The sequence below is a fragment of the Pelagicoccus enzymogenes genome (assembly GCF_014803405.1).
GTDB classification, from domain to species: Bacteria; Verrucomicrobiota; Verrucomicrobiia; order Opitutales; family Opitutaceae; genus Pelagicoccus; species Pelagicoccus enzymogenes.
Genome location: NZ_JACYFG010000007.1, coordinates 17900 through 29914 on the forward strand (window position 1 = coordinate 17900; position 12015 = coordinate 29914).

General features: G+C 56.4%; 13 protein-coding genes. 7 read left to right on the top strand and 6 right to left on the bottom strand.

The genetic code is table 11. The annotated features are described in order from the left end of the window. Positions 1-20: 20 nt before the first annotated feature. Positions 21-950 (bottom strand): oxygen-dependent coproporphyrinogen oxidase, encoded by a 930-nt coding sequence (gene hemF / locus IEN85_RS06125; protein ID WP_191616204.1) that lies wholly within the window; start codon positions 948-950, stop codon positions 21-23. 144 nt (positions 951-1094) lie between these two features. On the opposite strand from hemF, the gene IEN85_RS06130 reads away from it, so the two are divergent. After that, a complete protein-coding gene (locus IEN85_RS06130; protein ID WP_191616205.1) occupies positions 1095-1262 on the top strand; it encodes a hypothetical protein in 168 nt (55 codons plus the stop codon). An 89-nt stretch (positions 1263-1351) separates the two neighbouring features. Here IEN85_RS06130 and IEN85_RS06135 read toward each other — a convergent pair whose 3' ends face one another. After that, positions 1352-2101, bottom strand: coding sequence for a response regulator transcription factor (locus tag IEN85_RS06135; RefSeq protein WP_191616206.1), 750 nt, complete (start codon positions 2099-2101; stop codon positions 1352-1354). A 261-nt stretch (positions 2102-2362) separates the two neighbouring features. Between IEN85_RS06135 and hisG the strand changes: the two genes are divergently transcribed. From hisG to rpmG, 5 genes are all read left to right on the top strand, one after another. Further along, on the top strand, positions 2363-3223 hold the full coding sequence (gene hisG / locus IEN85_RS06140) for an ATP phosphoribosyltransferase (RefSeq protein WP_191616601.1): 861 nt from the start codon (positions 2363-2365) through the stop codon (positions 3221-3223). A gap of 251 nt (positions 3224-3474) precedes the next feature. Next, on the top strand, positions 3475-5124 hold the full coding sequence (rpsA, locus tag IEN85_RS06145; protein WP_224772487.1) for a 30S ribosomal protein S1: 1650 nt from the start codon (positions 3475-3477) through the stop codon (positions 5122-5124). Positions 5125-5518: 394 nt separating this feature from the next. Continuing rightward, on the top strand, positions 5519-5893 hold the full coding sequence (locus IEN85_RS06150; RefSeq protein WP_191616208.1) for an NADH-quinone oxidoreductase subunit A: 375 nt from the start codon (positions 5519-5521) through the stop codon (positions 5891-5893). 41 nt (positions 5894-5934) lie between these two features. Further along, the gene (locus IEN85_RS06155) at positions 5935-7299 is read left to right on the top strand and encodes a PTS sugar transporter subunit IIA (protein WP_191616209.1); all 1365 of its coding nucleotides are present in this window, start codon (positions 5935-5937) and stop codon (positions 7297-7299) included. 202 nt (positions 7300-7501) lie between these two features. Then, the gene (rpmG, locus tag IEN85_RS06160; protein ID WP_008102793.1) at positions 7502-7669 is read left to right on the top strand and encodes a 50S ribosomal protein L33; all 168 of its coding nucleotides are present in this window, start codon (positions 7502-7504) and stop codon (positions 7667-7669) included. Positions 7670-7763: 94 nt separating this feature from the next. Here rpmG and IEN85_RS06165 read toward each other — a convergent pair whose 3' ends face one another. Continuing rightward, positions 7764-7985 (bottom strand): hypothetical protein, encoded by a 222-nt coding sequence (locus tag IEN85_RS06165; RefSeq protein WP_191616210.1) that lies wholly within the window; start codon positions 7983-7985, stop codon positions 7764-7766. A 171-nt stretch (positions 7986-8156) separates the two neighbouring features. Then, positions 8157-9206, bottom strand: a complete 1050-nt coding sequence (locus IEN85_RS06170) for an Mrp/NBP35 family ATP-binding protein (protein WP_191616211.1) — start codon at positions 9204-9206, stop codon at positions 8157-8159. Positions 9207-9341: 135 nt separating this feature from the next. Between IEN85_RS06170 and IEN85_RS06175 the strand changes: the two genes are divergently transcribed. Further along, positions 9342-10562, top strand: coding sequence for a PD40 domain-containing protein (locus IEN85_RS06175; RefSeq protein ID WP_191616212.1), 1221 nt, complete (start codon positions 9342-9344; stop codon positions 10560-10562). Between the two features lie 176 nt (positions 10563-10738). Here IEN85_RS06175 and IEN85_RS06180 read toward each other — a convergent pair whose 3' ends face one another. Together IEN85_RS06180 and tadA are read right to left on the bottom strand one after the other, a co-directional pair. Continuing rightward, positions 10739-11344: a superoxide dismutase gene (locus tag IEN85_RS06180; protein ID WP_191616213.1), complete on the bottom strand. Its 606-nt coding sequence runs from the start codon at positions 11342-11344 to the stop codon at positions 10739-10741. Between the two features lie 70 nt (positions 11345-11414). Next, a complete protein-coding gene (gene tadA, locus IEN85_RS06185; protein WP_191616214.1) occupies positions 11415-11948 on the bottom strand; it encodes a tRNA adenosine(34) deaminase TadA in 534 nt (177 codons plus the stop codon). Positions 11949-12015: the final 67 nt, after the last annotated feature.

Sequence of the window (12015 nt, forward strand, 5' to 3'; positions counted from 1 at the left end):
GATGGAGAGTCTGTAGCCGTTCAGTCTGTAGCTTTCAACCAGTCGGTGGGTTTCAGGAAGGTGTCGTAGAGTTCGGCTTCGGGGCTGTTCGCTTCTGGCCGGTAGTCGTATTTCCACTCCACGACCGGCGGCAGGGACATGAGAATGGATTCGGTGCGTCCGTTGCTTTGCAGGCCGAAGTGGGTTCCACGGTCCCAAACCAAGTTGAACTCTACGTATCGCCCGCGTCGATACAGCTGGAACTTTCTTTCGCGTTCTGCGTAGGGCGTGTTTAAGCGGCGGGTCACGATTTCGGAGTAGGCCTCCATGAAGTGTTCTGCCACGCTTTTGATTAGTCCGAGGGCGTTTTCGAATCCTCCTTCGTCGAAGTCGTCGAAGAAGAGCCCGCCGATGCCTCGGGGTTCGTTGCGATGCTTGAGGAAGAAGTACTCATCGCACCATTTCTTGAATTTTGGATACAGGTGCTTGCCGAAGGGCTCGCAGGCTGCGCGGGCGTGCTGGTGCCAGGATACGCAGTCTTCCTCGAATCCGTAGTAGGGCGTGAGGTCGAAGCCGCCTCCGACCCACCAGATATCCTTCTCGTCTTGGTTTTGGGCGGGGGCGATGAAAACGCGTACGTTGGCGTGGGAGGTGGGGACGTAGGGGTTGCGTGGATGGATTACGATGGACACGCCAGTTGCGTGGAAGGGTCGTCCGGCGAGCTGGGGTCGGTTGGCGGTGGCGGATGGGGGGAGCTTGTCGCCCATCACGTGGGAGAAGTTGACGCCGGCCTTCTCGAAGGTTTGGCCGTTTTCGAGGACTCTGGAAATGCCTCCTCCTCCCTCGGCTCTTTTCCAGCTGTCACTCAGAAAGGGGGTTGAAGCGGCCTCGAGTTCCTCCAGGCGTGAGCAAAGTCGGGATTGGTAGTCGAGGAGGAAAGTTTTAGCTTGTTCGAGTTTATCTCGTTCCACGCGGCCATGTGTAGCGGTTAAAGGCGTGAGGGCTAGAAATTTGTGTGGTGAACGAGTATTTCTTAGTGGGAGCGAGCGGCTTTTTTCTCGCAATTAACTGCGTGCGGCGATTTAGGTTGCGGCTTGTTCTGTCGATAGGGAAGCATGCTTGAAACGTTTTTTCTTATTTATGGCATGTTGATCGTGCTCGGCTCTTGGTTGATGTTGACTGCTGTGGCAGAGGCGCCTGTCGGGTACGAGGACGAAGATGGCTTCCACTATCTCCCGGCTCGCGTCGAAGAAGGACTCAACGAGCAAGCGGATCGCTGCTAAGCGACGCTAGACGAATTTCTACGAACAAAGAAAAGCCCTGCCGCATTTGATTCCGGCAGGGCTTTTCTTTGCTTAAATCGAGGTGGCTCTCAGTTGGTGTCCGACGACTTGACGAGCGGTTCGTACTGGTAGCCGATTCCGTGAATGGTCTTGAGGTTGTCCAGGGGCGCGTTCTTGCGTTTGAAGAGGTCGCGGATCTTCACGATGTACTGGTCCAAGGAGCGGCTGCGGATGTCGGCATGAATGCCCCAGACGGAGTGGATCAGGTTCTTGCGGGTGATGATGGTCTCCGGGTTTTCGTGCAGGTAGGAGAGGATGCCGATCTCCTTGCGGCCAATGTTTACGATTTCGCCGTCCGGAAAGGTCACTTCCATGCTGGTCGGGTTGACGGAAGCGGTGTTGAACTCGAAGGGCGCGTCCGTGAGACGCACGTTTTTGGTTACGTTGAAGTCGTGCGCGACCTCGGCGCGTCTCAGCACCGCGTGGATGCGGGCCACCAGTTCGGGGGCGGAGAAAGGCTTGGTGACGTAGTCGTCAGCTCCGAGCTCCAGTCCTTTCACTTTGGAAATTTCCGAGTCGTTGCCGGTGAGGAAGATGGTGGGGATATTGATATCTTCGCGCTTCAAATCCTCGAGGAAGGCGAAACCGTTTTGGTCGGGCAGGGTGAGGTCGAGGAGCAGGATGTTCGCGAAGTTGTGCTTGAGGAAGCGCATTGCGAGGGCGCAGCGATTGCAAACCTGGGTTTGCATGCCTGCCGCTTCGAGGTGTTCCGAAATCACGTTCGCGAGCTCGGTTTCGTCTTCGACGATGAGCACAAGCGGTTTGGGTTTGGTAGGCATGGCGGATCTTTTTGGTGTTAGCTAGTTTTGTGGTGGGGCAACGTGGCTAGGATCTTGTCCTGAGGAGAGGACAGCTCAGGTACTCCACTTAGCGAAAAGCAAGGTGTTTAGAGCTAAGCGTCATGGGCAACAATACCCATAATTAACAAATGTAAAATCACAAAATGTAAATTTATCGAATTTTGTTGCGCTCGTTTAGGCTTGAGGCTGAGGGCGACTCTGTTTTTTGAGTTTCTCGTGTCACAAGAACCGTCACTGATCATGTTTGGGCTGCCGAAGGGTAGCCTGGAAGAACCCACCATCCGCCTCTTCCAAAAGGCCGGATGGAATATACGCAAGAGCTCTCGCTCCTACAAGCCGAGCATCGACGATTCTGAGCTGGATGGACGTTTCGTCCGCAGCCAGGAAATCAGCCGCTACGTCGACCATGGTTTTTTCGACTGCGGGCTTTGCGGCTACGACTGGGTCGTGGAAAACGAATCCGACGTGGTTGAGGTTTGCGATCTGGTCTACAGCCGCGCCTCGAATCGCCCGTCCTACTGGGTTTTGGCGGTACCGGAAGCGTCTCCGATCAAGGAGATCAAGGACCTACAGGGCAAGCGCATTGCGACCGAGGTCGTGGGCATGACCCGCAAGTTTCTCGCAAAGCACGGTGTAGAAGCTGAAATCGAGTTTTCCTGGGGCGCGACCGAAGTTAAGGTACCCGACATGGTGGACGCCATCGTGGACTTGACCGAAACCGGAAACTCCCTCCGCGCCAACAAGCTCCGCATCGTCGATACGCTGCTCAAGACCAATACGAAGCTCATCGCCAACAAGAAGAGCTGGGAAGATCCCAAGAAGCGGGCCAAGATCGAGAACATCGCCATGATGTTGCAGGCGGCCCTTAACGCTGCGGACAAGGTGGGCCTCAAGCTCAACGCGAAGCAGGAGAATCTCGACGAGATCCTCAAGATTCTGCCCGCCCTGCGTAACCCCACCGTCAACGCGCTGTCCGACAAGGACTGGGCAGCGGTCGAAGTGGTGCTGCAGGAAAAGCTGGTGCGCGACATCATCCCCAAGCTTAAGGAGCTGGGAGCGGTCGACATCATCGAGTACCCGCTGAACAAGGTGGTTCGCTAGTCAAAAGCGGAGAATCGCCACTTTTTCCCTATTATTAGAGCAGTTTCTCGTATTTTCGCTTGCCCAAGGCAGGCGAGGGTGCGATTGCTGCCCGCTTGCGACATAAAACAAGCTCAGCCTCGTCGCGCCGCTTCCGGCTGAGCTATTCAAAAATCAAACCCGAGCCGGTTCGCTGGCTCACCTTTAGGTAGGTCATTGAGGAGATTGGAAGCTTCCGGAATGAAACCGCCAATTACATCATGAGTTCAATAATGTCTGAACTTCTCGCCCAGACTTCCTTCGACCAGCTCAAGGAAGGTTCAATCGTAAAGGGCACCATCACCGAAATCCGCCAAAACGAAGTAGTCGTTGATATCGGCGGTAAGTCCGAAGGACTTGTTCCTGGCCAAGAATTCGTCGACCTCGGCGAACTTCAGATCGGGGAAGAAATCGAAGTCTACCTCGAAAAGCTCGAAAACAAGGAAGGCAATCCGCTTCTTTCTTTCGACAAGGCCGAGCAGAAGAAGAACTGGGAGAACATCATCACCAAGTGTGAAGAAGGTTCGATCGTACAGGGCCGCGTTAAGGGCAAGGTCAAGGGCGGTCTCATCGTTGCGATGGGCGTCGACGCATTCCTTCCTGCTTCCCACATCGATATCCAGCCTCCCAAGAATCTCGACCAGTACGTTGGCCAGACTTACGACTACAAGGTTCTCAAAATCAATTTGGAGCGTAAGAACATCGTTCTTTCCCGCCGCGAGCTGATCGAAGAGCAGCGCGCTTCCAAGCGTCGCGACCTCCTCGAGCGCGTCAACCCTGGCGATGTCGTCAAGGGTGTGGTCAAGAACATCACCGACTTCGGCGCGTTCATCGACCTCGACGGCATGGACGGTCTCCTCCACATCACCGACATGAGCTGGGGTCGTATCTCTCACCCGAGCGAAATGCTCAAGCAGGGTGAAGAGATCGATGTAATGATCATCGAGATCAACCGTGAGAAGGAGCGTGTCTCCCTCGGTCTCAAGCAGACCAAGTCCAACCCGTGGCAAGACATCGAGGCCAAGTACCCAATCGGCGCCAAGGTTGCCGGTAAGGTCGTTAACCTCGTTCCTTACGGTGCCTTCATCGAAATCGAAGAAGGTGTGGAAGGTCTCGTGCACGTTACCGAAATGTCTTGGACCAAGCGTATTACCAAGCCAAGCGAGCTCCTCAAGGTTGGGGACGAAGTGGAAGCAGTGGTTCTCGGCATCCAGAAGGACGAGGAGAAGATCTCCCTCGGTATCCGCCAGCTGGATCCAAACCCATGGGACATGGTCGTTCACAACTACCCAGTTGGCGCCCACGTACACGGCAAGGTTCGCAACATCACCACTTACGGTGCGTTCGTGGAGCTCGAAGAAGGCATCGACGGCATGGTTCACGTGTCCGACATGTCCTGGACACGCAAGATCAACCACCCATCCGAAGTCCTCAAAAAGGGCGACGAGATCGATGCGTTGGTACTCGACGTGGACACTGGCAACCAGCGTATCTCCCTCGGCATGAAGCAGCTTGCTGACGATCCTTGGGCAGACATCGACGGTCGTTTCCGCATCGGCGACGTTGTTTCCGGTACCGTTTCCAAGATCACTTCTTTCGGCGCCTTCGTCGAACTGCAGGATCACATCGACGGTCTCGTGCACATCAGCCAGATCAGCGAAGAGCGCGTAGAGAAGATCAAGGACGTCGTAGACATCGGCTCCGAAGTCACTGCTCGCGTTATCAAGATCGACCGCGAAGAGCGCCGCCTCGGCCTCTCCATCAAGGCTGCTAACTACGACGACAGCCAGTTGGCTCAGGAAACTGCCACTTACGACAACATGAGCGACGGTGGCGACTTGATGAACTTGGGCGATATCCTCGACCAAGCTTCCAACAAGTAATCCCGTATCACGTTTCTCGATACTTTCGAAGCGGGCCTCGTCTGAGGTCCGCTTTTTTGTGGAGGGACGAGTTCCGCCTCGTCCGTGCTGCAGGAGTTGGTTCCGCTGGTTTGCAGAGCAGGTGGGCCGGCTTGTCCCCAAGGCGGCTTTGTTGTTGGGCAGCGTTTAAAGAGCGTCCTCGGAAAAGCCGCTCCACCTGAGCTTGCGCCAATCGCGGGGCGAGGCCGCTACCCGCATTTCCCTGTATTCGAAAGTTGGATCGGCTTGAGTGGACGCAGTTTGTAGCGAGATGAGGCGGCTTTCGCCGCTGCAGACTACTTTTGTGGGCGGATCGAGCGGTCTTTTTAGCATTTGCCTTGAAATCAGCCGCTTATTGGGGATCTTAGCCTGCGTCATGACCGTTTCTGACTTCGTACCTGTATTGATCCAAATCGCCCTCGCAGCGGGACTCGCCGGAGCCATCCTAACTGGGAGCGTGCTTTTCGGCCAGCGTGGATCAAAGAACAAGATTAAGAACTACGCCTACGAGTGCGGCATAAAGTCAGACGGCAAAACGAGCACCCGCTTCTCCGTAAAGTTTTACGTGACCGCGATGCTCTTTATCCTCTTCGATATCGAAGTGCTCTTTCTGATCCCCTGGGTGCTGGTGTACCGCGATTTCGTGGCCAACAGCCTTCCGATTCTTGGCCCCATCCTCTTTTTCCTCGGAGTGCTCGTCGTCGGGCTTTTCTACGAGCTGAAAAAGGGCGCGTTGGAGTGGGAAAAGTAAGTCTGTCCTAACCAGGTCGCAGGGGGCTGCTTTGCCCCGACATGAGACTCGACCGATATTTTTCGCGGAGGCGTACACTCGACCTCGAAAGCGACAACCTAGAGGGCGCTCTCAAAGAGTTGCTCAAGGTGTCCACGTCCCGATTCAAGGACTTGGAGGGCAAGCGGCTGCTCCCAGGCTTGATGCAACGGGAGAGCACCATGACGACTTATCTGGGCAACGGCGTGGCCTTGCCGCACTTGCGCGTGAAGATGCGGCGCAAGTACGTTTTCGCCATCGGCCGCTCCAAGGAAGGCTTCGATTACGAGGGGCCCAAGAACCAGGAAAAGGTTCACCTCGTGGTGCTCCTGCTGGCAGGTGAGGGCGCTCGAGACTACTTGAACGTGCTGGCGGCGGTGGCTCGCTTGGTGAAGGACCAGGCTTTCGTCGAGATGCTTTTGCGCTCGGAGTCCCTCGACGACCTGCACGACCAGCTGACCTCGGCCTTCGGCGGCATTTTGGCGTCGCCCAAGAAGACGCGGCAGAGCTCTATCAACCGCCTGATGCTGCGCCAGGCCATGCGAGTGGCCAAGGGGGCGCACTGCGACTCGATTGCCGTTTTCGGCGACTGCTTGGTCTCCAGTCCGGTCGAGCCGCCGGAGGGCTTCAAGGAGTTCAAGACGGTGCTGATTTCGCGGCGTGCGAAAGAGGGCGACGTGGAAGACGCGGTTTTCAATGAAGTGATTCAGGTGCGTTCCTTCTCCAATGGGCGACTGGCCCAAATGCGTTCCGCCTTTCTGGTGGGGCTGACGCGAGGCGTTTTCAAGACTTCGGACAAGATTTGCTGCGTGGGTGGGATTCCCGGGAGCGACCAGTTCGACACTTTGGTGGTGATCGACATGAAGAACGAGTTCCAAGCTTTGCTGGCGGAGCGCGAGAACTTCATGCCGGGAGATGTTTCTCCGGAGGTGCTCGAACGTGTGATCGGCATCGCCATGGAGCTCTCCATTGAAGGGAGGGAAGGGCGTCCGGTAGGGACTTTGTTCGTTCTCGGCGACTCCAAAAAGGTGGAGACCATGACCAAGCCGCTGGTTCTGAATCCGTTTTTTGGTTACAAGGAAGAGGACCGCAATATCCTCAGCCCTTTCATGGACGAGACGGTGAAAGAGTTTTCCGGCTTGGACGGAGCGTTCATCATCAAGGGGGATGGCGTTCTCACTTCGGCCGGCAGCTTGATTCACACGCCCGAGTTCGACCAATCGCTGCCGAGCGGCCTGGGAGCGCGGCATGCGGCGGGAGCTGCCATTTCTCTGGCCACCGACTGCTTGGCGATCGTGGTTTCTTCGAGTTCGGGGCAGGTCACGGTTTTCCGGAACGGGATTGCCCTTCCGCTGGTGGAGCGTTCTTTTGGCGGCAAGTCGCTCTGAGCGCGATGCCTGTGAACGGCCGAGGGTAGGGCGGACTGGCCCAGTCCTCCGTGTAGATCTGATCCTGCAGTGCGGCTGTCTGGGCCAGACAGCCCTTACCTAGCCCCGCATTAAATCAGGGCAACGAGCGGCGTGAGGGCATTTTGCCCTTGCATTCTGGCCGGGAGCTGAGATGTTCCGCCTTCTTTAATTTTTAGACACCATGCCACGCGAAGTAATCACTCTCGAATGTACCGAAGCGAAAGCTGAAGGTAAGCCTGTATCACGTTACCTCTCTTCTCGTAACAAGAAGACCGTTACTGAACGCGTCGAAAAGAAGAAGTACAACCCGCATCTGAAGCGCCACACGATCCATAAGGAGATCAAGTAAGCGTCTCTCAGCTTAGATTTTAAAAGAAAAGCGACACTTTCGGGTGTCGCTTTTCGTTTTCCCGGTTCTCCGGATTGAGGGAGTGGGGAGGTTTTTAGTTCGCCTCCGGACGCCGACGCGAGGCGCGCCAGCTGTCGCGGTGCTTGCGGATCCAGTCTAGGAGGGCCCGTTCGAAACCGATGTCGTAGCCGAGTCGCTCGGACTCTAGCCACTTGTGGCGCAGTATTTCTTCACGCTCGGCGAGGAACTCTTGATAGAGGCTCGACTGCTTGACGAACTCGTGCTGACCGCTCGACTTGGTTTTCTTTGATGGCATAAGGTGCAATTCGCTGTTCAAGCTCGGCCGTCCTCGCGGATGGATCTACCTGATTTTGCGTTAACTATAATGGAAAGCATTGAGGGTAATTTGTTCAAGGCCAACCTTTTTTGCACGCTTGCAGCCCTAGCTTTTCATAGGAAAAGCGCCGATTCGACGCATTAAATGCATTTAGCTCCGTACCTTTGCTAGCAGGGTATTGGCAATCTCCTTGAAGACCTTGGCTGCTTGCGAGTCGGGCTTGCTGAGCACGATGGGAGTGCCGGCGTCGCCGCCCTCGCGAATGGATTGGTCCAGGGGGATTTGTCCGAGGAAATCGGTTTTGAGATCGCTCGCGGTCTGGGGGCCGCCTCCCTCCCCGAAGATGTTTTGGCGAGAGCCGTCAGGACCTTCCAGGTAGCTCATGTTTTCGGCTACCCCAAGGATCTTCACGTTGGTTTTTTCCAGCATGCGAGCTCCGCGCTTGGCGACCTGAGTGGCGGCCGGTTGCGGGGTGGTGACGAGGACCGCTCCGCTGAGGGGGATGGTTTGCACGAGCGAAAGCTGGGCGTCGCCGGTGCCAGGCGGCAAGTCGACGACGAGGAGTTCGAGGTCGCCCCACTTAACGTTTTGAGAAAATTGTTGGATGGTCTTCATGACCATCGGGCCGCGCCATACGACCGGCGTGTCTTCGTCGACGAGGAAGCCCATGGACATGACGCTCAGGTTGTGGCCTTCCATGGGGATGAGGGAGTCGCCTTCGACGTAGGGCCGGCCGGAGAGCCCCAGCATCAAGGGGACAGAAGGGCCGTAGATGTCGCAATCCATGATGCCGGCTTTCTTCCCTTCCGCTTCCAGGATTTGGGAGAAGGCGCAAGCGAGGTTGACCGCGAAGGTGGATTTGCCGACGCCGCCTTTGCCGCTAGAGACTGCAATCACGTGCTTCACTCCCGGGATGCCCTCGGCCGGGGCAGCGCCGTTCGACTGGGAGGCTTTCTTGCTGGCGGAGAGCACGATGGAAACGTCGACTTCGTTGACTTCCGGAAGGGCGTTGAGAGCGGCTTCGACCGAGTCGCGAATCGCGGGCGGAATGCTGTTGTCTGAAGTGGTGATCGCGATGGAAACGCTGGCTTTTCCGTCCTGGAAATCGACGGAGCGCACGATGCCGAATGAAACGATATCGCGACTGAATCCCGGATACTTAACGGTTGCTAGGGCTTGGTTTATTTTTTCGAGGCTCACTCTGGTACGCTTGTTTCCTTAAATTTTGCCTTCCTGCGGTTCCCGCGCTTGCTCTTGAATGCTCGCGGACCATAAAAGGCGTTTTCTCAGAAACCTGAAACATTCGCTCCGCTGTCAAGTCTGCGTTGCTGTCGCATGAATCTCCGCCTACCAAAACTCTTCCGAACCGCCTTGCTAATCGCGATGGCAATGCCGCTTGTCGGCCTTGCTCTCGCCCAATACGATGGAGGGGTCGTCACCATCGACAGCGTCCCCCCCTCGACTTTGGTGGTGGTGCGTTCTGGAAATTCGAATACGAAGGCGATTTTGGATACGGCTTTTCGCATTGACGGGCGCTTCGACGTGGTTGCTTCCGCCAACGAAGCGCACTACACTATCCAAATTGATCCGCTCGGTTCCGGTAGCGCCAAGCTTTCGATTTTTTCCGGCGTTCCTGAGAAGCTCATGTTCACGGAGACCCTTTCCGGCGATTCCTCGCTAAACGCTGTCTATAGAGCCATCGATCGCGCAGTCTACAAGACGCGTCGCGGCGACAGCGGTTTTTGGTCCGGCAAGCTCGCCTTTATCAACGAGGAGTCGGGAGCTCCCGAGGTGTGCGTTTCCGATATGCTTTTCCAGCGTGTCGTGCAGTTGACTAACGACCGGGTAAGCGCCTTGGGGCCAAAATGGTCTCCGGACGGAAATCAAATCGTCTACACCAGTTACCGGGCAGGCTTTCCTGATATCTACCAACTGGATTTGCGTACCAACAGTCGCCAGGTGATCGCCAACTACAAGGGCTTGAACACTGGCGCCCGTTACAGCCCGGACGGTTCGCGAATGGCCATGATTATTTCCGGAGGAAACAATTCCGACGTTTGGGTCAGGGAAGCGAGCGGACGCATGAAGAACCTCACCAAGTCGCGTGGCTTGGAGGCGGCCCCGGCCTGGTCTCCCGATGGCACCCGTCTGGTTTTCTCTTCGGATGAGAGAGGGGGGCCTCAGCTTTACGTGATGCCTTCGGTGGGGGGGAGCTATCGCCGCTTGGCTACCAACGTGAGCGGCGATTGCGCCCAGCCGGACTGGAATCCGGTGCACGACAACAAGATCGCTTTTAGCGCGGCGATCGGCTCAGGCCGCCAGATCGTGATCTACGATTCGCGTTTGGGCAAGAGCCGCATCATCTCCAACGAATCGGGTGACGCCATCGAGCCGCACTGGTTGGCGGACGGTCGACATCTCGTCTATACCCATCGTCGCGCCAATCGCAGCGAGATAAAGATTATGGATACCGCGGCGGAGCCGAACCAGTTCGGCAAGAGCTACGTCATATCAGGTAGCCGGGTAAAGGTCTCGCAGCCAGCCTTCGTGAAGTAGGACGCTGCAGCTCGCAGGCGCGGCGGCTTGGCATCGCGACGACTCTTTCGGGGTTGGGCGCTTAAACCGAGCGTCTTCGGAGAAGCCACGCCACCTGAAACATTTTGGTCATTTGCCAAAAAAAAGCCGAGCCCCTTAGGCGCTCGGCTTGATTGTATTCAGAAATTTGATGCCGCTTAGAGGGCGGCTTCGTAGTTGGCGTTGGCCGCTTCCCAATTCACTACGTTCCAGAATGCCGCGATGTAGTCTGGGCGGCGATTTTGGTAGTTGAGGTAGTAGGCGTGTTCCCAGACGTCGAGTCCGATAACTGGCTTTCCGCCTTCCATTATGGGAGAGTCTTGATTTGGAGTGGAGCAAACGCAGAGCTTGCCGTCCTTGACGCAGAGCCATGCCCATCCGCTTCCGAAGCGAGTCGCGCCCGCCTTGGCGAAAGCTTCCTTGAAAGCGTCGAATCCGCCGAGCTCGGCGTCGATAGCCGCTGCCAGCTTTCCGACTGGAGAGCCGCCGCCGTTAGGTCCGATAACCTTCCAGAAGAAGCTGTGGTTTGCGTGGCCGCCAGCGTTGTTGCGTACGCCTCCACGCTTTTCTTCAGGAACGGCATCGAGGTTGGCGATGAGTTCTTCGACGGACTTCGACTCGAGGTCGGTGCCAGCGATCATGCCGTTCACGTTGTTGATGTAAGTCTGATGGTGCTTGCTGTGATGGATCTCCATCGTGCGGGCGTCGAAGTGCGGTTCGAGCGCGTCGTATGCGTAGTCAAGTGCGGGGAGTTCGTATGCCATAGTATTTACTGTTGGTTTTAGGTGGTTAGGAAAATTGGAAGCTCCGTTTTTAAAGAAAGAATAAACTTTGTCAAATAGAAGCTTTGCCCATGTCGCGTTTTAGTTGGAAGAAGGCCTGCAGCAGCTCGAGGCATTCCGCTCGCAGGACTCCGACTTCTACCTGCAGGCTGTGGTTGATGGTGGGGTAGCTATTGACGTCGTAGAGTCCGCCCAGACCGCCCATCTTGGGATCGGGTACGGCGTAGACGACGCGTTTGAGCCGGGACATCATAGTTGCCCCGGAGCACATGGGGCAGGGCTCCTTGGTGACGTAGAGGGTGGCTTCGTTGAGCCGCCAGTTCTTTATAGCGTCGCTTGCTTGGGTGATAGCCAGCATTTCGGCGTGGGCCGTCGGGTCGTTGGTGGATTCGACGCGGTTGTGGGCGGCTCCGACGACTTCGCCTCCGTATTCGATGACGGCTCCGATGGGGACTTCGTTTTCGCGCCAAGCCTCGATGGCTTGGTTGTAGGCGAGTTCCATGTAGTAGCGGTCGTCCCGCTGGAGGGCGGATGGGTAGCGTTTCTCGAAAGGGCACTCAGGAGCGGGTTTGGGCGGATTTGGCATGGTGGACGCTGTAGGGAAAGGTGGGTATGAATACTCTTGACTAATAGCAAGGATATGAAAGGAACGA

Bases quoted from the DNA above. Each gene is read 5' to 3' on its own strand.
- IEN85_RS06175 (WP_191616212.1), top strand. From the start codon at position 9,342: ATGAATCTCCGCCTACCAAAACTCTTCCGAACCGCCTTGCTAATCGCG.
- IEN85_RS06155 (WP_191616209.1), top strand. From the start codon at position 5,935: ATGAGACTCGACCGATATTTTTCGCGGAGGCGTACACTCGACCTCGAA.
- IEN85_RS06180 (WP_191616213.1), bottom strand. From the start codon at position 11,344: ATGGCATACGAACTCCCCGCACTTGACTACGCATACGACGCGCTCGAA.
- IEN85_RS06130 (WP_191616205.1), top strand. From the start codon at position 1,095: ATGCTTGAAACGTTTTTTCTTATTTATGGCATGTTGATCGTGCTCGGC.
- rpmG (WP_008102793.1), top strand. From the start codon at position 7,502: ATGCCACGCGAAGTAATCACTCTCGAATGTACCGAAGCGAAAGCTGAA.
- IEN85_RS06150 (WP_191616208.1), top strand. From the start codon at position 5,519: ATGACCGTTTCTGACTTCGTACCTGTATTGATCCAAATCGCCCTCGCA.
- rpsA (WP_224772487.1), top strand. From the start codon at position 3,475: ATGTCTGAACTTCTCGCCCAGACTTCCTTCGACCAGCTCAAGGAAGGT.
- IEN85_RS06165 (WP_191616210.1), bottom strand. From the start codon at position 7,985: ATGCCATCAAAGAAAACCAAGTCGAGCGGTCAGCACGAGTTCGTCAAG.
- IEN85_RS06135 (WP_191616206.1), bottom strand. From the start codon at position 2,101: ATGCCTACCAAACCCAAACCGCTTGTGCTCATCGTCGAAGACGAAACC.
- tadA (WP_191616214.1), bottom strand. From the start codon at position 11,948: ATGCCAAATCCGCCCAAACCCGCTCCTGAGTGCCCTTTCGAGAAACGC.
- hisG (WP_191616601.1), top strand. From the start codon at position 2,363: ATGTTTGGGCTGCCGAAGGGTAGCCTGGAAGAACCCACCATCCGCCTC.